This window comes from Streptomyces sp. NPDC102451, from assembly GCF_044765485.1.
Classification (GTDB): domain Bacteria; phylum Actinomycetota; class Actinomycetes; order Streptomycetales; family Streptomycetaceae; genus Streptomyces.
Window position 1 is genome coordinate 44092 of the sequence record NZ_JBIWKD010000012.1, and the last position, 21507, is coordinate 65598.

The following is a 21507-nucleotide window of genomic DNA, read 5'->3' on the forward strand; positions in this document are numbered from 1 at the left end:
ACCCGTCGCTCCGGGGTTCTACTGCTGCTTGTCCCCGGGAGCCACGGTGGCGGATTCGTGAGGACGGGTCGCTTCCTCCTCCAGAGCCCGGATCGCGGGGTAGTGCAGGTCGAACGCCGGGGATTCGGAGCGGATCCTCGGCAGCGTCAGGAAGTTGTGCCGCGGGGGCGGGCACGACGTAGCCCATTCGAGCGAACGGCCGTAGCCCCAGGGGTCGTCGACCTCGACCTTCTTGCCGTATTTGGCGGTCTTCCACATGTTGTAGAGGAAGGGCAGCATCGAAAGGCCCAGCAGGAACGAGGAGATCGAGGAGATCGTGTTGAGAGTGGTGAATCCGTCGGCGGCGAGATAGTCCGCGTAGCGTCGCGGCATTCCCTCGGCACCGAGCCAGTGCTGCACGAGGAAGGTGCCGTGGAATCCGATGAACAGCGTCCAGAAAGTCATCTTCCCGAGCCGCTCGTCCAGCATCTTGCCGGTGAACTTCGGCCACCAGAAGTGGAATCCGGCGAACATCGCGAAGACGACGGTGCCGAAGACGACGTAGTGGAAGTGCGCGACGACGAAGTACGAGTCCGAGACCTGGAAGTCGAGTGGCGGCGACGCCAGGATCACACCGGTCAGACCACCGAAGAGGAACGTGACCAGGAAGCCGACGGACCAGAGCATCGGCGTCTCGAAGGACAACGACCCCTTCCACATCGTGCCGATCCAGTTGAAGAACTTCACACCGGTGGGCACCGCGATGAGGAATGTCATGAAGGAGAAGAACGGCAACAATACGCCGCCCGTCACATACATGTGGTGCGCCCACACCGTCACCGAAAGGCCGGCGATGGCGATCGTCGCGCTGATCAGACCCACGTAACCGAAGATCGGCTTGCGGCTGAACACCGGAATGATCTCGGAGACGATTCCGAAGAACGGCAGCGCGATGATGTACACCTCCGGATGGCCGAAGAACCAGAAGAGGTGTTGCCAGAGCAATGCGCCGCCGTTGGACGCATCAAATACATGTGCGCCGAATTTACGGTCCACCTCCAGCGCGAAGAGCGCGGCGGCAAGGACCGGGAAGGCCAGCAGGACCAGGACACCGGTCAGCAGGACGTTCCAGGTGAAGATCGGCATACGGAACATCGTCATGCCGGGGGCGCGCATGCAGATGATCGTGGTGATGAAGTTGACCGAACCGAGGATCGTGCCGAAGCCGGAGAAGGCCAGACCCATGATCCAGAGATCGGCGCCGACACCCGGCGAGCGGACCGCGTCGGTGAGCGGGGAGTAGGCGAACCAGCCGAAGTCTGCCGCACCCTGCGGGGTGAGGAAGCCGGCCACCGCGATCAGCGAACCGAAGAGGTACAGCCAGTACGCGAACATGTTCAGCCGCGGGAACGCCACGTCGGGCGCGCCGATCTGCAGCGGCATGATCCAGTTCGCGAACCCGTTGAACAGCGGCGTCGCGAACATCAGCAGCATGATCGTGCCGTGCATCGTGAACGCCTGGTTGAACTGTTCGTTGGAGACGATCTGGTCACCCGGACGGGCCAGCTCGGCACGCATGACCAGCGCCAGGACACCGCCCACGATGAAGAAGGCGAACGAGCTGCTCAGATACAGCGTGCCGATCGTCTTGTGGTCGGTGGTGGTCAGCCACCTGATGACCACGTTCCCGGGCTGCCGACGACGGACGGGCAGTTCGTCCTGGTAGGCGGCATCGGCTTCCGCCGATACTGAGGGACCCCTCGTCGTCACTGCGGCACTCCTTCGGTCGACGGCCGACTGCTGACTCGGCGACCAGGATGGACTCCCTGCGGCGTGACCGCAGGTCATCTCCGTGCGCACTGCACCAGTGGCTGGCAAAGGACACTCCACTGGCCGATGGCCACGAACGCCGTGTTGACGAGCGCGTCGCCACCCTCGGGACCGCGCTCAAGGGCGCGCTCCTCCTCTCAGCCCGTCGCCCAGTCGCGCATCGCCTTCCGCGAGGGGAAGTCGGCCACGTTCTTGTCGAGCGGGTCGTCGGTGTACTGGTGGATGCGCCAGTCCGCCTCGATCCGTGGTGCGGCCGCCTTGCCGTAGTCGGCGATCCAGAGTCCGTCACCGGCGTACGAGCTCGTGTCGTGGTTGAGCCAGAAGGTGCGGTTGCAGTAGAGCAGGACACGGTGCTGGGGCCTGAGCCTCTTCACCTCGCGGATGAAGCGGTCCTTGTCCGCGCTGCTCGCACGCGTCCCCTCGCCGGTCTGCTCCCAGTCGACGGCGAGGAGGTCACCCTCCCGCTCCGGTGTCTCGTCGAGGAAGTACTCCGCCTGCTCCTTCACGTTTCCGGGCCAGAGGAAGTGGTAGAAGCCGACGACGCATTCGGCGTCCCTGGCGCGTTTCACCTGACTCTTCAGTCTCGGATTCACGTAGGTGCGGCCCTCGGTCGCCTTGACGAAGACGAAGTCCGAGCCGTCCGTGTCGTAGTCCGGCTGATAGGCGCTGACATCGACGCCGTGCAGCACGGGCACCACCTCCAAGTGGGGCATTGTGGTTCCGTTTCTCTCCCCCATACGTGCCCACCCGGAGCCCGCCCATCCTTAACCCGGTTGCTGAACCGATTCCGCAGACCCGGAATAGCTGCTGTGCAACGGGGGTTGGTGATCCGGCGAGACCCTTTCACTCCAGGCATTCGGCATCGGAAGGTCGGACTTCATGAAGATCGGCATCATCGGGGCAGGCAACATCGGCGGCAATCTCACCCGGCGGCTCACCGCCCTCGGGCACGACGTGTCCGTCGCCAATTCGCGTGGGCCCGAGACGCTCAAGGCTCTCGCCGAGGAGACGGGTGCCACGCCGGTGACGGCGGCGGAGGCGGCGCAGGGAGCGCGGATCGTCGTGGTGACCGTTCCCCTCAAGGCGGTCCCCGATCTGCCCGCGGGCATTCTGGACGGCGCGGCGGACGGTGTCGCCGTCATCGACACGGGCAACTACTACCCGCAGCGTGACGGCCGTATCGCCGCCATCGAGGACGGGCTGACGGAGAGCCGGTGGACCGAGCAGCAGATCGGCCATCCGGTGATCAAGGCGTTCAACGGCACGTACGCCCAGGACATCCTCGACAAGGGGCAGCCCCAGGGCGCACCCGGTCGGCAGGCGCTCCCGGTCGCCGGCGACGACCCGGCGGCCAAGCAGGCGGTGCGGGACCTGATCGACGAGCTGGGCTTCGACACCGTGGACGCGGGCGGCATCGACGACTCCTGGCACCAGCAGCCCGGTACGCCCGTCTACGGACACCGGGGCGATGCGGACGCCATCGCCGAGGCGCTGGCCGAAGCCTCCCCGGAACGCACCGCCGAGTGGCGCGCCTGAGCGCGGCCGACGGCGCCGCGCACCGGGCGGGTCCGGTGCGCGGCGTAGCCGTCGGGCCCGGGGCTCAACTCCCGGCAGGGAGGCTGTCCATGAAGGAACTGACGGAGAACACGGCCCGGCCGGCGCCCGCGGGGCCGTATCCGGGCGGTGAGGACAGGCCGTACTCCTCCATGGTCGAGCGATAGGCGTCGAGCAGCCTGATGTGGTACTCCAGCGGCGCCCCGTCGGGGTTGGTCTTCCCCAGGGGGGTCGTTGGCTCGGGGCACCAGGTGGTGAAGCGCGGGGTGATGCCGTGCGACATGAAGAACCGGAGGCCTTCGGTGGTCGACGCGATGGCCTCGTCTACGGTCGTGAAGCCGAAGGGCTCGGCCATCTCCACTCCGGCGACGAAGTTGGGGATCACGTTGCGGGCGCCGAAGACCTCGGCGGAGTCGAGGATGCGGCGGTGCCATTCGTCGCGGCCCACATAGCGTTCCTTGCCCGGGCAGTACAGCTCGAACAGCCTTCGGTCCCACACCTCGTAGTTGGGGTGGTAGATCTGCACGCCGTAGTCGTGGAAGCGCTGGACGTCGGCCTTGGGGAGCGCCTGGGCGACGACCTTGCCGGTCCAGCGGCCGGGGAAGCGCTCCTCGATCGCCTTGGCGTAGTGACCGTAGAAGTCGGCCTCGTCGCGGCCCTGGATGTGGGACGTGATGGCTCCGCCGGTGAGGGTGTAGGCGGTGGTCGTCCTGGCGGTGTCGTGGCGGTCGATGATCGCGAGGGCCTCGAGGACCTCCTCGACGTCCTTCACACCCGTGTAGGGGCGGCCCGCGGCTTTGTGCTGGCGCCAGTTGTGGTTGATGTCGCAGTACTGGCACTCCTCCTTGGCACCGAAGTACTGGCAGACCCGGAAGACCGTGAGGTAGATCAGGTACCCCCACTGGATGGTGGGCGCCACCTCCATGACGGACTTGCCGTTGGCCAGGGTGTGCCGGTAGTAGTCCGGCATCGGGGGCAGGCCCACGTCGGAGATGCGGATCCCGTCGAGATAGAGCCCGAGGACGCCGTCGGCTCCGGCTGCGACGCGGTACGGCGAGGCGGGGTTGACCCGCACCGACACCACCGTACGGCGGAGGTCGTAGGGGCCGCCGGTGAGCACGATCTCCTCGGGTGGGCGGCGCAGCGCGGCGGCTCCCAGTTCGGGCAGCGTGCCGTGGTCGAAGGAGAAGATGAAATACGACTTGGGTTTGATGTCCCCGTGTTCGTTGTCGCTGAGGGCGGATTCGTCGAACGCCATGCCGCCGCGCAGCAGGTCCTCCTTGAGCACGGCCTCTCTCGGCACATGGGGGAACCGCTCCATGAGCTGCTCCACCAGACGCGTGCGTTCGCCGGTGACGGCGGTGCGGGTGGGGCCGGGTTCACTGGGGCTTGGCATGTGCGGGCTCCTCGGGTCCGGTGTCAAGGACACTGATACGTGTACGCCACACTGTCCAACGAACCAGTACCGCCGAGCGTTCGCGGATGATCCGTCCGGCTTACGTGAGCTGCCCGGGCCGGCCGAGGACAAGGAGTACCTCTCATGCCCCGCACCATGTCCGTATCCGACAGCATCCTGATCCGGGCGGCACCGTCGGCCGTGTACGAACAGCTGAGCGACCCTACGGCGATGGGCCGCTGGAGCCCGGAGAACCGGGGTGCGCGGATACTCGGGGAGCGCCGGACAGCCCATGTCGGCATGGTCTTCGACGGACGCAACAAGCGTGGTTCCTTCCGCTGGACGACCAGGTGCACGGTGACGGCCGCCGACCCCGGAGAGCGGTTCGCCTTCCGTGTGCACGCGATCGGGGTGCGGCGACCTCGGCTGCCCGGTGCCATCGCCCTGTGGGAGTACCGCTTCGAGTCGGTCGGGGGTTCCACCCGGGTCACGGAGACCTGGACCGACAACCGGCGGGCGTGGCCCGACTTCCTCGCCAATGCCTTCGACCGGGTCGCGACGCGCGGCCACACCTTCGCTGAGTTCCAGCGCGGAAACATCCGTACGACACTGGAGCGCCTCAAGGCCGCGCTGGAGAAGGAAGACCGCGAAGAGGCCGACGGCACGGCGGACGGCCCTCACCAGAAGTGAGGCCGGGGGCCAGGGCTGCCCGCTCCTAAGGGGTGCCGCCGGGCATCACGATGCGGGTCAGGGCTTCGGCCGTGGTGGGGACCACGGGCATGAGGACGCCGACGCCCGTGATGTCGAGCAGCCTCGTGACGTGTGACGGTGCGGCGGCCAGGCAGAGGGACCCGTGCCGGTCCTTCGCGTACCGCAGGATGCCGATCATCGTGTTGAGGCCGGAGGAGTCGCAGAACTCCACGGGTGCCAGGTCCAGGACCAGGTGGGGTCTGCCCTCTCTTATCAGTTGCAGGGCCTTGCTCCGCAGGGCGGGAGCGCTGTCCACATCGATCTCTCCGGCGACGGTGAGGACGGCGACGCCTTCCGCCGGGTGCCGGACGGTGAGCTCGAGGGTCTGGCTGTGGGTCATGGGTGTCAGTGCTCCAGGCCTGGAGCGGGTCGCCGTCGCGGCGGGTGCGGCGGGGGCCCGCTGGAAGATCACACATCGGATGTCAACTGCGAAACCTTACCCTATGACAACTGTTGCCATGGGGAAACTTACCTGTGTGCCGACTGTGACCTCGGACGCCTGCTGCAGACAGGGGTACGATATCCGGGGCCACGCGTGTGTCCCGGAACCTTTGTCCTGGCTTTCCATACGAGCACATCGAATGCCCGGCTCGTTCGCTCGGTCCGGTGGCCAGACGGACGAGTGAAGCGATGCCGGATCGGAGTGTCATCAACATGGGCCTGAACCCCGAACCCGACCACCGGTCCCGGGATGCGGCCCGCGAGGGTTCCGAGTTCGTCGAACTCCTCGAAGTCCTCTGGGAGCACGGCCGTGAGGCCGTGCCGACGGGCCCGGTCTCCCCCTCCCAGCTTCGCGTGCTGTACACGCTGGACCGCGAGGAGGGCATCAACCTGCGGATGCTCGCCGAGGCCCTGGGATCGGCGTCCCCCTCGGTCAGCAGGCTGTGCGACCGCCTGCAGGCCACGGGGTTCGTGGAGCGTGCCCCCAGCCCGGTGAGCCGCCGGGAACTGGAGCTCCGCCTGACCAGCCACGGCAAGGCGTACCTCGTCGACCTGCGTACGCGCAGGGAGGAGGTGCTGATGTCCACCATCGACGCCATGCCGGCCAAGGCGCGGCGCTCGCTCCTCGAAGGGCTCAGGGCCTTCCGTAACGCGGCTGCCGGGCAGGACAGCGGCGGCGCGAGACCCTTGCGGTCGACCGGGTGAGCCCGGTCGACCGGCCTTCCGCCCCCTGTCACCGCTGAGGCTGACACGTCACCCGGTGGAGGACTGCCGCCCGAACCAGTCCAGGCAGACCACCAGGGCATCGTCGTCCAGCGGTGCGGGGCCCCGGTAGTCCCGCAGATCCCGGAGCACCGCCAGCGGAACCTGCCCGGACGGCAGGAAGCGGTGAGCGGACAGCGACCGCGCGAGGGCGCGCTGCCCGTAGAGCTCCCCGGCCTCCGACGCGGTGTCGTAGACACCGTCGCTGCCGATCAGCAGCCGGTCGCCCGGTTCGACCCGGAGGCGCTCCGCGACGTACTCCGTCTCTTCGAACATGCCCAGCGGAAGCTGCGCGTCGAAGTCGACGGAATCGACGCCGCCTCCCCTCAGCCGCCACATGCGGGGGGATCCCGCGTCCACGGCCTCCACTTCGCCCGAGGCCAGATCGAAGCGCAGCAGCAGGACCGATGCGTGCAGCGCGCCGCGGTGCTGGGCGTAGACGGCCTGGTCGGCGAGGCTGGCCTGGCCGGGGAGGTCGAGGCCCGCCCGCCGGGCGTTGCGCAGCGCGTTGACGACGAGGTTCGTCAGCAGGGCCGCCTCCATCCCCTCACCCATGCCGTTGGTGACGGTGAGCGTGAGGTGATGGGCCGAGACGGACCAGTCGAAGTTGTCACCGAAGATCGCGTACGCGGGCTCCAGGTGGGCACCCAGAGAGAATTCGGGGCGGGACACGGAGCGGCCGGGCAGCAGCTGCCACTGCATCTCCGCGGCCAGGGTCAGCCGTGTGGCGCGGCGGGCGAGGAGGTAGAGGTCGGTGTCCCGTTCGGCGACCAGGATCTCGTGGCCGAGCGCTTCGCAGATCTGCTGCATCTCGGCGAGGCCCGCCGCGGAGCAACTGCTCTCGGGTGCCACGACGGTGAGGACGCCGAGCCGGTCCCCCCGGACGGTCACCGGAAGGTGCGCGGTGGCCGGCCCCTGCGTGGCGCCGGACTCGACGTACGGCTCCTGGGATCCGAAGGCGCGCCCTTGCGGGCTGTCATGGATGTGCACCGGTTCGGCGAGCGGCACCTCGGCCACCACCTGGAGTGCGGTCATGCCGTAGTCGGCGAGCCGCAACTCCACGCTCTGTACGCCGTACTGCTCCCGCAGAGCCGCCGTGACGACGTCGAGGAGCAGATGGGGTGCGGCTTTACGCAGCTCCCGCTCGACGGCAGCGAATCTGTCCACGTGATCCTGTTTCTCGTCGTGCTGCGCCAAAACCCGGGCCGTCCGTGGGCCCCGGCCGTCGGCCTCCAGCGTACGGGTCCTGTGCCCGATCCAGCACGGCGCGCCCGAAAGGTCGCACCGGTGGCCGGTGTGCCCATCTTACGATGTCCAGAGACAACTGTTTCCACACAGCAAGAAAAATCGTGTCATCACGCATGGGCATCCGGGGGCGGGGCAGGGGCTGGTCACGAAGCGCGCTCAGCACCAGGGAGGGTGGGAACACACAGTGATTGCTGAACAGACTGCCGGGACCGTACCGGCTGACGGGGCGACAGCTGCGGAGGCTGCACCGGGGCGCATCGGTGAGCTGCCCTGGATCGAGGACGCGGGCAAGGTGGCGCCCAAGGACGCCCGCGCTCTGTCGACGCTGTTCTTCGAGCAGTTGCAGGTTCTGGAGGAGGGCACGCACGAGTACCAGTACGCGCGCAACACCCTCATCGAGATGAACATCTCCCTGGTCAGGTTCGCCGCGCGCCGCTTCCGCAACCGCGGCAGTGGTGACATGGAGGACATCACCCAGGTCGGAACGATCGGTCTGATCAAGGCCATCGACCGGTTCGAGCTCTCCCGTGAGGTCGAGTTCGCCACCTTCGCCGTCCCCTACATCGTCGGCGAGATCAAGCGCTTCTTCCGGGACACGACCTGGGCCGTCCACGTCCCCCGGCGTCTGCAGGAACTCCGCGTCGACCTGGCCAAGGCGAAGGACGAACTCGCCACACGCCTGGACCGCGACCCGACGGTCAAGGAACTGGCCGACCACCTGGACCTCACCGAGGACGAGGTCATCGAGGGCGTCATCGCGTCGAACGGCTACACCGCGGGGTCCCTGGACCTTCCGACCGACGGCAGCGAGACCACGGGCTCGGCGACCCGCACCTTCGCCGACATCCTGGGCGAGCCGGACGCGGCCATGGAGACGGTGGAGAACCTGCACGCCCTGGCCCCGCTCCTCGGGGACCTCGACGAGCGCGAGCGCCGCATCATCGAGATGCGCTTCGGCCAGGAGATGACGCAGTCACAGATAGGCGCCGAACTCGACGTCTCCCAGATGCACGTCTCCCGCCTGCTCACACGCACACTGGGCAAGCTCCGCGCAGGAATGCTGGCCTGACCCCTCCAGGACGCCCCGGTCCTGAGCACGCCCTGGAGCTCACCGGCCACCACGCGAGCGAAAATCGGGCGCCGTGACCGCCGGTGGACAGGCAGACTCACTCTCCATGACGGACATGCGCGCATTCCAGGACGCGGTCAGCCGCTGGGCGGCCGGCGGTCCCGGCGAACCGGCGGCCGGCCTGGCTGATCGGCTGAGGCTGCGGACGGCGGTTCTGCTGGAGGGGCCGAGTGACCTCGCGGCGTTCGAGGCACTGGCCGCACGGCGGGGCCTGGACCTCGCCGCCGAAGGGGTGTGCGTCGTACCGATGGGCGGGGCCATGGGCATCGGCCGCTACGCCGGTCTTCTCGGGCCGCCCGGCCTCGGTCTGCGCCTGAGGGGCCTGTGCGACGAGGGCGAACAGGGCTTCTACGACCGCGGGCTGCAGCGGGCCCGGGCGCCGCAGCAGGGCTTCTTCGTGTGCGTGGCGGACCTGGAGGACGAACTGGTCCGCGCTGGGCACGGAGAGGGTCGAGGAGGTCATCGGCGCCGAGGGCGACCTCCGGGCCTGGCAGACGTTCCGCCAACAGCCCGCGCAGCACGGTCGGCCCCGGCAGCAGCAGTTGCGGCGTTTCCTCGGCACGAAGAAGGGCCGCAAGATCCGTTACGGCCGTCTCCTGGTGGAGGCGCTCGGCCCGGGAGAGGTACCGGCCCCGCTGGACGACCTCGTCACCGGCCTGTGACCGGCTTCCGCCCGCCGTCCGGCCAGTGCGGAGGCCGGGTCAGGGAGTCCGGCAGCTTCGTGGCGGCGTTGCCCTTCGCCGCGTTGAGCTGGGCCTGGGTGAGGAAGAGGGCGCCGGTGAGGTCGGCGTCGGACAGGTCTGCGTCACGGAAGTCGGCGCCGATGAGCTCCGCCCGGCGCAGATCGGCTCCGCGCAGGTCGGCCGCGATGAGGTACGCCCCTCGGAGTTCGGCTCCGCGCAGATCGGCGCCTCCGAGCCGGGCTCCGATGAGGTCGGCACCTCGTCGGCTGCGCTTCCCGCGCCGGGCGACCGTGGCGCGTTCGAGCTCCCCGGCCCGGAGCAGCAGGGCGGCGGTCCTGTCCCGGTGTGCGGACACGTCCAGCTCCGCGAGCTCCCCGGCGGGCAGGTGGGTGAGGCTTTCGGTGGTGTCGAGGGCGTCGCGGAGTTCGGCGTACAGGCTCGTGGCGGCCGGTAGCGTAAGGGCTTCGGTCAGGTACCAGAGCAGTTCGTGGAGCTGCCTCATCACCGGGAAGACCTGGAACATCTGCTGGGCGGTGTCCGCGGCGGCCCGCCAGTCCCGGCCGGCGTAGGTCTCCTGGGAGACCTTCTGGCCCGCGCCGAAGCAGTCGTACACGGTGCAGCCGGAGAAGCCCTCGGGCCGCAGCCGGGTGTGTATGCCGCAGCGGAAGTCGTCCGCCAGATTGCGGCAGGGGGTCCCCGCGTCCTTGTTGATCGCGAAGTCCGCCGACTTGGTCAGCGTCAGCGCGACGCAGCAGAGCCCGAAACAGTTCGCGCAGTCGGCGCGCAGGGCGGTGCGTCCGGTGACGGGTACGGCGGGCGGGTCGTCGTCGGGCACGTGCGTGGTTCCTCCGGTGCGCAGTCTCCGTCCAGCTTACGGGGGCGTCCGGGCATACGTCGGCGCTGCGTCCGGCGGCCTCTGTCGGTGGGGCGTTGCACACTTGGCGACAGGGCTCGGCACCGCAGAGGGGACACCGCATGGGCGCGTCGCAAGAAGAGAAGAGGGGATTCGAGCCCGCGGCCGGCGACGGCCCCGCGGTGCACGGGGGTTCGGACGCGCGTGCCGGGGAGGTGCGGACCGCCTTCGAGGGGATGCTCCAGATCCGGCGGCTGACCCGTGCGGGGCGCGTGGATCCCGAAGGTGCGCCCGCCCCCTGGGAGTTGCACCGGCCGCTGCGGGCCGTGGCGTTGGCCCTGGAGGCCGCCGGCATACCCGCGTCGGCGGTCGGCCCGTCCGGGGAGCGCATCGCCACGGGCTACCGCGTGTGCGAGGGCGAGGCGTCCGGCTCGGTGCGGGTCGAGTGGGCCGGACCTCCGGGCAGTGGAGCGGCGCACGAGGAGGAAGAGGCGCTGGCCGGGTGTGCCGCGGTGCTGCGGCGGCTGGGGTGGACGGCCCTGCTGTACCGCGGGCCGCGGCGGCGCCGGTTCCTGGAGGTCGAGCCCTCGCCCGCGGCCCGGCCATGAGGCCGCTCGGCAGCGGTTGCGAGGGCGTTGTCAGACCCATGAGGGATGCTTGACGGTCCGACACCTCTGACCGGGAGATGCTGAGATGCACGAAGCAGAAATCACTGCGGCCCAGGCGTACATCCGTCTGCTGGCGGCCACGCGCGCCGCGCTCGCCGACCCGGCCGATGCCCCTGTGTACATGCCGCTGCTCGCCTCGCCGATCGAGGAGGCAGACGCGGCTCTGCGGAGCGCGGGCCTCGCGGGCAACGAGGACCGGCTCTTCGCGCTCGTACGCGAGCTCCGGCCGAGCCTGACGGGTTCCGGGCGCTGACTCACCCGCTGCCGTACAGGAGGGAGCCGGGGGTGGTGAGAATCTCCCCCGTCTCCAGCCAGGTCTTCAGACCGGACAGGATCATCGGCCAACCGCCGTACAGATCCTCACTGGCGCCCTCGCGGAGCTCGTCTTGGGTTACGGTCAGCCGGCAGGAGTCGCCGACGGGCTCGATCTCCCAGGTGACCCTGGTCGGGCCCTCGCTCCGCGCCTCGTCGCTCCAGAGCGCAACCATGCTCTGGACGAGCCTGCGCGGCGGGTCGACCTCAAGATTCAGGCCCTCGCCGAGTGAGCCGGGAGCACCGGGGGCGCCCATCTCGAAGCGTGAGCCCTGGGTCCAGTCCGAGATGACGCGGGCGCCGAAGTTGTACTTGCTCCTGATGTCGGGATCGGTGATCGCCTCCCAGAGGCGTTCGGGAGTGGTGCGGATGTAGCTCTCGAAGACCTTCTCCATGGCGTTCTCCAGTCGGCTCTTGAGGTCAGCGCACCCAGTGTCGGCCGGTCGCGGCGGAACGGCTCGTCGAGCGGACTGCATGGTGCCGGGACGGGCAGGGCTCCGCACGCGATGAATTGATTCAAATCAAGAAGAAACTTGACTAGCCGCTTGACTAGCAGCAGTGCCCATACCTAGCGTACGCCTGGATGAAACGATTCACATCCCGATCCTGACAGGTCGCCGGATGACTCTGCTTACGAGGTGTTCATGTCTGATGTGTCGGCCGTCAAGTCAGCTCTGAAGTCTCAGATCATCGAGACGCCCTCCTGGGGTTACGGCAACTCCGGGACCCGGTTCAAGGTCTTCGCCCAGCCCGGTGTCCCGCGCGACCCGTTCGAGAAGCTGGCGGACGCGGCGCAGGTGCACGCCTTCACCGGGGTGGCCCCGAAGGTGTCGCTGCACATCCCCTGGGACAGGGTGGAGGACTACGCGGCGCTGACCCGGTATGCCGAAGGGCTCGGCCTGCGGATCGGTGCGATCAACTCCAATGTCTTCCAGGACGACGACTTCAAGCTGGGCTCCGTCACCCACCCGGACCCGAAGGTCCGCCGCAAGGCCACCGACCATCTGCTCGAATGCGTCGACATCATGGACGCCACCGGCTCGCCCGACCTGAAACTCTGGTTCTCGGACGGCACCAACTACCCGGGCCAGGACGACATCGCGGGCCGCCAGGACCGCCTGGCCGAGGCGCTGGCCGAGGTCTACGAGCGGCTCGGCGACGAACAGCGGATGCTGCTGGAGTACAAGCTCTTCGAGCCCGCCTTCTACACCACGGACGTCCCCGACTGGGGCACCTCGTACGCCCACTGCCTCAAACTCGGGCCGAAGGCCCAGGTCGTCGTCGACACCGGCCATCACGCACCGGGCACCAACATCGAGTTCATCGTGGCGTTCCTGCTGCGCGAGGGAAAGCTCGGCGCCTTCGACTTCAACTCCCGCTTCTACGCGGACGACGACCTGATGGCAGGCGCCGCCGACCCGTTCCAGCTGTTCCGGATCATGCACGAGGTGGTCAAGAACGGCGGCCTGGAGACCGCGACCAACGTCAACTTCATGCTCGACCAGTGCCACAACATCGAGGCCAAGATCCCGGCAGTCATCCGCTCGGTCACCAATGTCCAGGAAGCGACCGCGAAAGCACTGCTGATCGACGCCGAGGCGCTGGCCGGAGCGCAGCGCTCCGGTGATGTCCTCGCCTCCAACGGAGTGCTGATGGACGCGTTCAACACGGACGTGCGGCCGCTGCTCGCCGAGGTACGGGAAGAGCTCGGCCTGGCACGCGATCCGTTCGCGGCCTACCTCGCCTCCGGAAACCAGGAGCGCATCGCCGCCGACCGCGTCGGCGGAGAACAGGCGGGCTGGGGCGCCTGAGCCCCGCTCCCCCGCCCGCGTACGTCCAGCCGCACCCGCCCGACCCTCTTCGTGAAGGAACCCTCATGACGTCCGCGACGCACGCCGAGGTCGCCGCGCTCCTGGAGCGCGCCCACCGGATCGGCTCCGACCCCCGCAACACCAACTACGCCGGGGGCAACGCCTCGGCCAAGGCGACGGAGACCGACCCGGTCACCGGTGGCGAGGCCGAACTGCTCTGGGTCAAGGGCTCGGGCGGCGACCTCGGCACGCTGACCGAGGCGGGCCTCGCCGTGCTCCGGCTGGACCGCGTGCGAGCGCTCAAGGACGTGTACCCGGGGGTGGAGCGGGAGGACGAGATGGTCCCGGCGTTCGACTACTGCCTGCACGGCAAGGGGGGCGCCGCCCCGTCGATCGACACCGCGATGCACGCTCTGGTCGAGGCCGCGCACGTCGACCATCTGCATCCGGACTCCGGAATCGCGCTGGCGTGTGCGGCCGACGGCGAGAAGCTGACCGCCGAGTGCTTCGGTGACAGGGTCGCGTGGGTGGGCTGGCGCCGGCCCGGCTTCCAACTGGGTCTCGACATCGCGGCCGTCAAGGAGGCCAATCCGCAGGCCGTCGGTGTCGTCCTGGGCGGTCACGGCATCACGGCTTGGGGCGACACGTCCGAGGAATGTGAGCGCAACGCCCTCTGGATGATCCGCACCGCGGAGACGTTCCTCGATGAGCACGGCAGAGCCGAGCCGTTCGGCCCCGTGCTCCCCGGCCGGGAGGCCCTGGACGAAGTGGCGCGCCGGGAGCGGGCCTCGGCGCTCGCTCCGGTGATCCGTGGCCTGGCGTCCACGGACCGCCCCCAGGTGGGGCACTTCACCGACGCGGCGCCCGTGCTGGACTTCCTCTCACGTGCGGAGCACCCCCGTCTCGCCGCTCTCGGCACGTCCTGTCCGGACCACTTCCTCCGTACGAAGGTCAGTCCACTGGTCCTCGATCTGCCCGCCGACGCACCGCTGGAGGAGGCGGTGGCCCGGCTCGGGGTGCTCCACGGCGAGTACCGGGAGGCGTACCGGGCGTACTACGAGCGCCATGCGGTGTCCGGCTCGCCCGCGATGCGCGGAGCGGACCCGGCGATCGTGCTGGTGCCCGGGGTCGGCATGTTCTCGTTCGGCAAGGACAAGCAGACAGCCCGTGTCGCCGGGGAGTTCTACCTCAACGCCGTCAATGTGATGCGGGGCGCCGAGGCCGTCTCCACTTACGCGCCGATCGAGGAGTCCGAGAAGTTCCGCATCGAGTACTGGGACCTGGAGGAGGCCAAGCTCCGCCGGATGCCGAAGCCGAAGGCGCTGGCCACGCGGGTCGCGTTCGTCACCGGAGCGGGGTCGGGGATCGGCAAGGCCATCGCGCACCGGCTCGTCGCGGAGGGGGCCTGTGTCGTCGTCGCGGACCTGGACGCCGTGAACGCGGCGGCCGTCGCCGAGGAGCTCGGCGGTCCGGACAAGGCCGTCGCGGTGACCGTCGACGTCACGTCCGAGGAGCAGATCGCCGCCGCGTTCGAGGCCGCCGCGCTCGCCTTCGGCGGTGTGGACCTGGTCGTGAACAACGCCGGGATCTCCATCTCCAAGCCGCTGCTGGAGACCACGGCCCGGGACTGGGACCTGCAGCACGACATCATGGCGCGCGGTTCGTTCCTGGTGTCCCGCGAGGCGGCGCGGGTGATGCGGGCCCAGAACCTCGGCGGCGACATCGTCTACATCACCTCCAAGAACGCCGTGTTCGCGGGCCCGAACAACATCGCGTACTCCGCCACGAAGGCCGACCAGGCGCACCAGGTGCGCCTGCTGGCGGCGGAGCTCGGCGAGCACGGCATCCGGGTCAACGGGGTCAACCCGGACGGGGTGGTGCGGGGGTCCGGGATCTTCGCGGCGGGCTGGGGGGCCCAGCGTGCAGCGACGTACGGCATCGAGGAGGAGAAGCTGGGCGAGTTCTACGCCCAGCGCACGATCCTCAAGCGCGAGGTGCTCCCGGAGCACGTCGCCAACGCCGTCTTCGCGCTGACGGGCGGCGACCTCACCCACACCACCGGCCTCCACATTCCGGTCGACGCCGGTGTGGCGGCGGCGTTCCTGCGCTGACCCACTGCCGCCCTGCCGCGCCCCGGACGCTGTTCCGTACACACCCGGGGCGCGGCTCCGCCCGGATCGGATGATTGAGACTTTCCATGTCTGCGACTTCACTGCACGACCCGGTGTTCGCCGCGGTGGACCTGGGCGCCACCAGTGGCCGGGTGATCACCGGCAGGGTCGGTCGCGGCGAGTTGGAACTGACCGAGGCGCACCGCTTCGCCAATACGCCGGTCCGGCTCCCCGACGGGCTCCACTGGGACGTACTCGCTCTGTACCAGGGTGTGCTCGACGGCCTGCGGGCGGCGGCGCGCAGTGGTCCCGTGGCCTCGGTGGGCATCGACACCTGGGCCGTGGACTACGGTCTCCTGGACTCCGACGGGTCGCTCCTGGGCCTTCCGTTCCACTACCGCGACGGGCGTAACACGCCTGCGGCCGAGGAGGTTCTGGCCCGTTTCGACGCGCGGGAGCTGTACGGCGTCGGCGGGCTGCAGCATCTGCCGTTCAACACGGTCTTCCAACTGGCCGCCCACCGTTCGACGGCTCAGTGGCCGGCGGCCCGGACCGTGCTGCTGATGCCCGATCTGCTGGTGTACTGGCTGACGGGGTCGGTGGGCGCGGAAGTGACCAACGCGTCGACGACCGCTCTGTTCGACGCGCGGACCGGCCGCTGGTCGGACACGCTGATCGGGCGGCTGGGGCTGGAGCGTTCGCTCTTCCCCGCACTGCGCGAACCGGGCGAGCACGCGGGCACCCTGCTTCCTCACGTGGCCGACTCCACCGGGCTGCCCGCGCACACGCCGGTGACGACCGTCGCGTCGCACGACACCGCGTCAGCCGTGGCCGCGGTCCCCGCGACCGAGCCGGGATTCGCGTACGTGTCGTGCGGCACCTGGTCGCTGGCCGGCCTCGAACTGGACGCTCCGGTGCTCACCGAGGAGTCGAGGGCCGCGAACTTCACCAACGAACGCGGTGTGGACGGCACGGTGCGCTACCTCCGCAACATCATGGGGATGTGGCTGCTGGAGGAGTGCCGTCGGACGTGGGAGAACGCCGGTACGTCGACGGGTCTCGCGGGTCTTCTCGCGGAAGCGGGGCGTGCCCGGCCGTTCGCCGCCGTGATCGACCCGGATGATCCGGTGTTCCTGGCACCCGGAGACATGCCGTCGCGGATCGACGCCGCTCTCACCCGGACCGGGCAGGCGACGCCGGCCGGCCCCGGCGGATATGTGCGGTGCGTGCTGGAGAGTCTGGCCCTGGCCCATCGCAGGACGCTGCGGCGGGCCGCTGAGCTGGCGGGACGCGAGCTGACGCGGGTCCACCTGGTGGGCGGGGGTTCGCGCAACGAGCTGCTGTGCCAGTGGACCGCGGACGCGACGGGCCTGCCGGTCACCGCGGGACCCGCCGAGGCCACCGCGCTCGGCAATGTGCTGCTCCAGGCGCGGGCGCACGGGCTGGTGGGCGGGCTGACGGACCTGCGGAGGCTGGTCGCGCGCACGCAGGAACTGCGCCACTACACGCCGCAGGGAGACCCGGGGGCCTGGGACCGGGCGGCGGACCGGCTGACGGCAGGGGTGTGAGCGGCCCGCCCCGGCCCCTGCGCACGCGGGCGAGTGGGGCCGGGGGGGGGCTTCCTGCCCGGGCGGTGGGCGGGCAGGAGGGGTCAGATCGCAGCCAGGCCGAGTTCCTGGTCGCCCAGCGGCTCGAAGTGGCCGGCCACGTCCGCGGCGCTGACATCGCGGAGCTCGGCGGGGCTCCAGCGCGGGGCGCGGTCCTTGTCGATGATCCGGGCGCGTACGCCCTCCACCAGGTCATGTCCGGTGAAGGCCCGGCAGGAGACGCGGAACTCCTGGTCGAGGGCGGCTTCGAGGCTGCCGAGCCGCTCCGTCCGGCGTACGGCGGCGAGAGTGACCTTGAGCGCGGTGGGTGACGCCGTGAGGAGCCCGGCGGCGGTCTCCTTGGCGGCGGGCACTCCGCTGTCGACCAGCCGGTCGATGATCTCCTCGACGGTGTCGGCGGCGTAGCAGTGGTCGATCCACGCGCGGTGAGCTGTCAGTTCTCCGTCCGGCGCGTCGGTCGCGTACTGCCGCACGGTGGCCGTCACCTCGGCGGGTGCCGCACTCCGGGCGAGCGCGGTGGTGAGGTCTGCGAGGCGGTCCGACGGGACGAAGTGGTCGGCCAGCCCGCACAGGACGGCGTCGGCCGCCCCGATGGCCCTGCCGGTGAGTGCGAGATGGGTGCCGAGCTCGCCCGGTGCGGCGGCCAGCAGGTGGGTGCCCCCGACATCGGGAACGAACCCGATCCCGGTCTCGGGCATCGCGACGCGTGAGCGCTCGGTGACGACGCGCACGTCGCCATGGGCCGAGACCCCTACCCCGCCGCCCATCACGATGCCGTCCATGAGCGCCACGTACGGCTTGGGGAACCTGGCGATCCGGGCGTTCAGGCGGTACTCGTCGCGCCAGAAGTCCACGGAGGCGCGTCGGCCCGCACGGGCGTCCTCGTAGATCGACCGGATGTCGCCGCCGGCGCAGAGGCCCCGGTCGCCGGCTCCGGCGATCACTACGGCGGTGACCGCGTCGTCGTCCGCGGCCCGGGTGAGCGCCTCGTCGATTCCGCGCACCATGGTGTGGGTGAGCGCGTTCAGGGCCCGGGGGCGGTTGAGGGTGATGTGCAGGACGTGGCCCTCGGTGTGCAGCAGGACGGGCTCGTCGTCGTTCATGTGTGCGCTCCGGTCAGCCGTGGACGATCTCTGCTGCCATTCTGCGACGGCCGTCGCGGGCGCCCGGCGCCGGGTCTCCTGTGAAACCGCTGTGGCACTCCAGCATCGCGGGCCAGACAATTGAGTCCTACGGGCCGCGACGTCCAGCAGCCCCGCCGGACGACCTCCGGAGCAGGCATGACCGACTCTTCACGGCGAGCAGGCGACGACGCAGCGTCGCGGCTCCGGATCGACCGGCGCCGTGCCGGTGAGACCGGCACGGCGGAGCGCCTCGCCATGAACCGCACCGGCAGCTTCGAGTGGGACCTGGACGCCCGGACCCTGGACATCGACGAAGCCGGGCTCATGGTCTTCGGACTGGACCCCACGACCTTCGAGTCGCGGCCCGGGGCGGTGCTGGAACGGCTGGACGCGACGGACCGCGCGCGCCTCGACGTCACCGTCGACGAGGCGATCTCCGGGGGGAGCAACTCCTACAGCGTCCACTTCCAGGTGCCCCTGGAGGACGGGACCCGCCAGTGGACGCACGTCCAGGCCCGGATCCTGCGGTCCGAGGACGGCCGGGCACACCGTGTCATCGGTGTGGTGCGTGACGCGACGGCCGAGGTCACCCATTCGGCCTTCGTGCTGGATCTGGAAAAGCGGCGCCGACGCCAGACGAGCATCGTGGAGCGCACCACAGCCGCGATGTCACGTGCGGTGACCGTGGACGACGTCACGGCCGCGCTCACCGGCCCGGGAGGCCTCGTCGGGATCGGTGCGGACGGGCTGGCGCTCGGGCTGGTGGAGAACTCCGCGCTCAAGATCATCGCGTTGAGCGGTGACTCGGTGGAGGTCCTCGAAGGTCTGGGTTCCGGGCACCTCGACGCGACGCTTCCCCTCGGGGACACCATTCTCAGCGGGCGCCCCCGGTTCATCACCTCGCTCGGATCGCTGGTCCGGCGCTATCCGGCGCTCGAACCGCACATCGGCGAGCTGAACTTCCAGGCCGTCGCCTACCTGCCGCTGATAGCTCAGGCCCGCTCGCTGGGTGGACTCGCCCTCTTCTACCGCGAACGCACGGTGTTCAGCGCGGACGAGAGGATCCTGTGCCTGGGACTGGCCGCCATCGTGGCCCAGTCCCTGCAGCGGGCGATCCTCTTCGACGAGGAACGTGAATTCGCCACCGGTCTCCAGTCGGCCATGCTGCCGCGACGGATCCAGGAGATCGAGGGCGGCGAGATCGCGGTCCGCTACCACGCGGCGTGGAGCGGGCGGGAGGTCGGCGGCGACTGGTACGACGTCATCACGCTGCCCAGGGGCCGTATCGGGATCGTGGTGGGCGATGTGCAGGGGCACGACACGCACGCCGCGGCGATCATGGGGCAGCTGCGTATCGCCCTGCGCGCGTACGCCGCCGAGGGACACCCCCCGGCGACCGTACTGGCGCGGGCCTCCCGCTTCCTCGCCGAGCTGGACACCGACCGGTTCGCGACGTCGACGTACGCCCAGGTCGACCTCGCCACGGGGGCGGTGCGCGTGGTGCGGGCCGGCCATTTCGGGCCGCTGATCAGGCACACCGACGGGCGGGTCGGGGTCCCTCAGGTGCGTGGGGGGCTGCCGCTGGGCATCTCCTCCGACTTCTGGGACGAGGAGTATCCGGAGACCCGCCTCGATCTGGTGCCCGGCGAGACCCTCGTCCTGTACACCGACGGCCTGGTCGAGGAACCGGGTGCCGATGTCGACGCGGGGGTCGCGGCGCTGATCCACGAGGTGAGCGAGGGGCCGGACGGCGCCGAGGCACTGGCCGACCATCTGTCGGACCGGTTGTGGGAGCGGTGGGGTTCGGGCGACGACGTGGCGCTGCTGGTCCTGCGGCGCAGCCCGGATCTCGGGTCTCCGCGCGCTCCCCGGCTTCACCAGTACATCCATCAGGCGGATCCGCAAGGGCTGTCGGAAGCCCGGTCGATCGTGCGTCAGGCGCTGACGGACTGGGACCTCGCGGGTCTGGCGGACGACGCGGAGCTGGTCACCGGGGAGTTGCTGGTCAATGTGCTGCTGCATACGGAGGGCGGGGCGGTCCTGACGCTGGAGGTGCTGCCGGAGCCCGTCCGCCGCATCAGGCTGTCGGTGCAGGACCGTTCCAGTGTCTGGCCGCGGCGCCGCACCCCGGGCGAGACGTCGACCTCGGGGCGTGGCCTGCTGCTCCTCGACGCGGTCGCCGAACGCTGGGGCATCGAGCCCCGGGGCGAGGGCAAGGCCGTCTGGTGCGAGATCGGCCCCGTCCCCTGAACCCCCGACTGCGACTCCGGCCCCGGCGGCCCCGGCGGTGGCCGCTGCCGCCGCCGGGGCCGGGAAACGCGGCGGGGGCGCACCGCAACGGAGTTGCTGCGGTGCGCCCCCACCCGGCGCGCCGGTGTCACCACCGCCGTGCCGGGTCCCTCGGACGCGTCAGTGCTGCGCGGTACGGCGCTTACGGACGGACCACAGGATGCCGCCGCCGGCGAGGAGAACCGCGACAGCGGCTCCGCCGATGACGGGCGTGGCGGACGACGAACCGGTCTCGGCCAGGTCCGGCGCGCTGCTGCTCGGCTCCGCGGGGGCAGGTGCGGCCTCCGTGGCGGTCTCGCTCGGCGTCGCACTCGGCTCGGGGGTCTCCGAGGCCGGCGGCTCCGTGCTCGGGGCCTCCGAAGGCGTCGCCTCGGTCGGGGTGGGCGACGGGGTGTCGTCCTCACACACCGGAGCGGTCTTCGTCTGGTCGACGGAGTACTTGTCGTTGTCCCCGGCCTTGACGACGAGGCGGACGGTCAGCTCCTTGTCGTGCTCGGGGAGCTGGAGCGGCGTCTTCGTGCTGAACTCCCGGCCGAACTTGGTCGTGGCAAGCAGCTCGTCGCCGCCCACGACGGAGACGGTCACCTCGTTGGTGGCGTTGCCCGAGTAGGCCGTCAGGTTGAGCGTCACTTCGGAGCAGGTCACGGCCCAGGTGGGGGTGTGAGCTGCGGCCGGGCTCGCGGAGAGGACTCCGCCGGCCAGGCCGACTACCGCGGCGGCCGCGAATGCTCCCGCGCCGCGCCACGATCTCCTGGGTATGGTCATGGATTCTTCCTCCATATGAGTTCACCGCTGGGATGGCGGTGGGGCGCACAGTACTGCCCCCCGCCCCAGGGGGCGCACCCGCCCCTTGTCTCAGCGATGTGCCAACCATGCCCAGATCAACGCCACTTGTGACATGACGGACACTCCAGGATGGCCGGAAGCCACTGTGCTCACAGTGGATCCGGCGGACTGTGA

Annotated in this window: 19 protein-coding genes and 1 pseudogene; 11 read left to right on the forward strand and 9 right to left on the reverse strand. The window is 69.8% G+C overall.

The window, feature by feature from the left end:
* Window positions 1-18: 18 nt before the first annotated feature.
* A complete protein-coding gene (gene ctaD, locus ACIRD8_RS24740; protein WP_403995471.1) occupies window positions 19-1749 on the reverse strand; it encodes a cytochrome c oxidase subunit I in 1731 nt (576 codons plus the stop codon).
* Window positions 1750-1946: 197 nt separating this feature from the next.
* Complete coding sequence (locus tag ACIRD8_RS24745; protein ID WP_403995911.1) at window positions 1947-2498, reverse strand: GH25 family lysozyme; 552 nt, start codon at window positions 2496-2498, stop codon at window positions 1947-1949.
* A gap of 190 nt (window positions 2499-2688) precedes the next feature.
* Here ACIRD8_RS24745 and ACIRD8_RS24750 point away from each other — a divergent pair, with 190 nt between their 5' ends.
* Entirely contained in the window at window positions 2689-3345 is a 657-nt protein-coding gene (locus ACIRD8_RS24750; RefSeq protein ID WP_403995474.1) for an NADPH-dependent F420 reductase, read from the forward strand.
* Between the two features lie 64 nt (window positions 3346-3409).
* Here the strand turns inward: ACIRD8_RS24750 and ACIRD8_RS24755 are convergent, their stop codons facing one another.
* The gene (locus ACIRD8_RS24755) at window positions 3410-4759 is read right to left on the reverse strand and encodes a radical SAM protein (RefSeq protein ID WP_403995477.1); all 1350 of its coding nucleotides are present in this window, start codon (window positions 4757-4759) and stop codon (window positions 3410-3412) included.
* A 144-nt stretch (window positions 4760-4903) separates the two neighbouring features.
* Between ACIRD8_RS24755 and ACIRD8_RS24760 the strand changes: the two genes are divergently transcribed.
* On the forward strand, window positions 4904-5449 hold the full coding sequence (locus ACIRD8_RS24760; protein ID WP_403995480.1) for an SRPBCC family protein: 546 nt from the start codon (window positions 4904-4906) through the stop codon (window positions 5447-5449).
* A gap of 25 nt (window positions 5450-5474) precedes the next feature.
* Here the strand turns inward: ACIRD8_RS24760 and ACIRD8_RS24765 are convergent, their stop codons facing one another.
* On the reverse strand, window positions 5475-5849 hold the full coding sequence (locus ACIRD8_RS24765) for an STAS domain-containing protein (protein WP_403995483.1): 375 nt from the start codon (window positions 5847-5849) through the stop codon (window positions 5475-5477).
* A gap of 314 nt (window positions 5850-6163) precedes the next feature.
* Between ACIRD8_RS24765 and ACIRD8_RS24770 the strand changes: the two genes are divergently transcribed.
* Window positions 6164-6655, forward strand: a complete 492-nt coding sequence (locus tag ACIRD8_RS24770; RefSeq protein ID WP_403995914.1) for a MarR family winged helix-turn-helix transcriptional regulator — start codon at window positions 6164-6166, stop codon at window positions 6653-6655.
* Between the two features lie 48 nt (window positions 6656-6703).
* Here the strand turns inward: ACIRD8_RS24770 and ACIRD8_RS24775 are convergent, their stop codons facing one another.
* Window positions 6704-7879, reverse strand: coding sequence for a PP2C family protein-serine/threonine phosphatase (locus ACIRD8_RS24775; RefSeq protein ID WP_403995486.1), 1176 nt, complete (start codon window positions 7877-7879; stop codon window positions 6704-6706).
* Between the two features lie 268 nt (window positions 7880-8147).
* Between ACIRD8_RS24775 and ACIRD8_RS24780 the strand changes: the two genes are divergently transcribed.
* Together ACIRD8_RS24780 and ACIRD8_RS24785 are read left to right on the forward strand one after the other, a co-directional pair.
* The gene (locus ACIRD8_RS24780) at window positions 8148-9029 is read left to right on the forward strand and encodes a SigB/SigF/SigG family RNA polymerase sigma factor (protein WP_403995917.1); all 882 of its coding nucleotides are present in this window, start codon (window positions 8148-8150) and stop codon (window positions 9027-9029) included.
* Between the two features lie 106 nt (window positions 9030-9135).
* A pseudogene (locus ACIRD8_RS24785) lies at window positions 9136-9751 on the forward strand (TOPRIM nucleotidyl transferase/hydrolase domain-containing protein).
* Here ACIRD8_RS24785 and ACIRD8_RS24790 read toward each other — a convergent pair.
* Window positions 9738-10607, reverse strand: a complete 870-nt coding sequence (locus ACIRD8_RS24790) for a pentapeptide repeat-containing protein (RefSeq protein ID WP_403995489.1) — start codon at window positions 10605-10607, stop codon at window positions 9738-9740. The pseudogene ACIRD8_RS24785 and the gene ACIRD8_RS24790 sit on opposite strands and share 14 nt — an antisense overlap.
* Before the next feature lie 140 nt (window positions 10608-10747).
* On the opposite strand from ACIRD8_RS24790, the gene ACIRD8_RS24795 reads away from it, so the two are divergent.
* Window positions 10748-11233: a hypothetical protein gene (locus tag ACIRD8_RS24795; protein WP_403995492.1), complete on the forward strand. Its 486-nt coding sequence runs from the start codon at window positions 10748-10750 to the stop codon at window positions 11231-11233.
* A gap of 85 nt (window positions 11234-11318) precedes the next feature.
* The gene (locus tag ACIRD8_RS24800) at window positions 11319-11546 is read left to right on the forward strand and encodes a hypothetical protein (RefSeq protein WP_403995495.1); all 228 of its coding nucleotides are present in this window, start codon (window positions 11319-11321) and stop codon (window positions 11544-11546) included.
* Between the two features lies 1 nt (window position 11547).
* On the opposite strand, the gene ACIRD8_RS24805 is transcribed toward ACIRD8_RS24800, so the two are convergent.
* Complete coding sequence (locus tag ACIRD8_RS24805; RefSeq protein WP_403995498.1) at window positions 11548-12000, reverse strand: SRPBCC family protein; 453 nt, start codon at window positions 11998-12000, stop codon at window positions 11548-11550.
* Between the two features lie 249 nt (window positions 12001-12249).
* On the opposite strand from ACIRD8_RS24805, the gene rhaI reads away from it, so the two are divergent.
* From rhaI to ACIRD8_RS24820, 3 genes are all read left to right on the forward strand, one after another.
* Complete coding sequence (gene rhaI, locus ACIRD8_RS24810; protein ID WP_403995502.1) at window positions 12250-13416, forward strand: L-rhamnose isomerase; 1167 nt, start codon at window positions 12250-12252, stop codon at window positions 13414-13416.
* Window positions 13417-13481: 65 nt separating this feature from the next.
* A complete protein-coding gene (locus tag ACIRD8_RS24815) occupies window positions 13482-15527 on the forward strand; it encodes a bifunctional aldolase/short-chain dehydrogenase (protein WP_403995505.1) in 2046 nt (681 codons plus the stop codon).
* Window positions 15528-15613: 86 nt separating this feature from the next.
* The gene (locus ACIRD8_RS24820; RefSeq protein ID WP_403995508.1) at window positions 15614-17095 is read left to right on the forward strand and encodes a rhamnulokinase family protein; all 1482 of its coding nucleotides are present in this window, start codon (window positions 15614-15616) and stop codon (window positions 17093-17095) included.
* Between the two features lie 83 nt (window positions 17096-17178).
* Here ACIRD8_RS24820 and ACIRD8_RS24825 read toward each other — a convergent pair whose 3' ends face one another.
* The gene (locus ACIRD8_RS24825; RefSeq protein ID WP_403995511.1) at window positions 17179-18237 is read right to left on the reverse strand and encodes an enoyl-CoA hydratase/isomerase family protein; all 1059 of its coding nucleotides are present in this window, start codon (window positions 18235-18237) and stop codon (window positions 17179-17181) included.
* Window positions 18238-18414: 177 nt separating this feature from the next.
* On the opposite strand from ACIRD8_RS24825, the gene ACIRD8_RS24830 reads away from it, so the two are divergent.
* Window positions 18415-20508: a SpoIIE family protein phosphatase gene (locus ACIRD8_RS24830; RefSeq protein ID WP_403995515.1), complete on the forward strand. Its 2094-nt coding sequence runs from the start codon at window positions 18415-18417 to the stop codon at window positions 20506-20508.
* Window positions 20509-20667: 159 nt separating this feature from the next.
* Here the strand turns inward: ACIRD8_RS24830 and ACIRD8_RS24835 are convergent, their stop codons facing one another.
* Window positions 20668-21312 (reverse strand): LAETG motif-containing sortase-dependent surface protein, encoded by a 645-nt coding sequence (locus tag ACIRD8_RS24835; protein ID WP_403995518.1) that lies wholly within the window; start codon window positions 21310-21312, stop codon window positions 20668-20670.
* Between the last annotated feature and the right edge of the window lie 195 nt (window positions 21313-21507).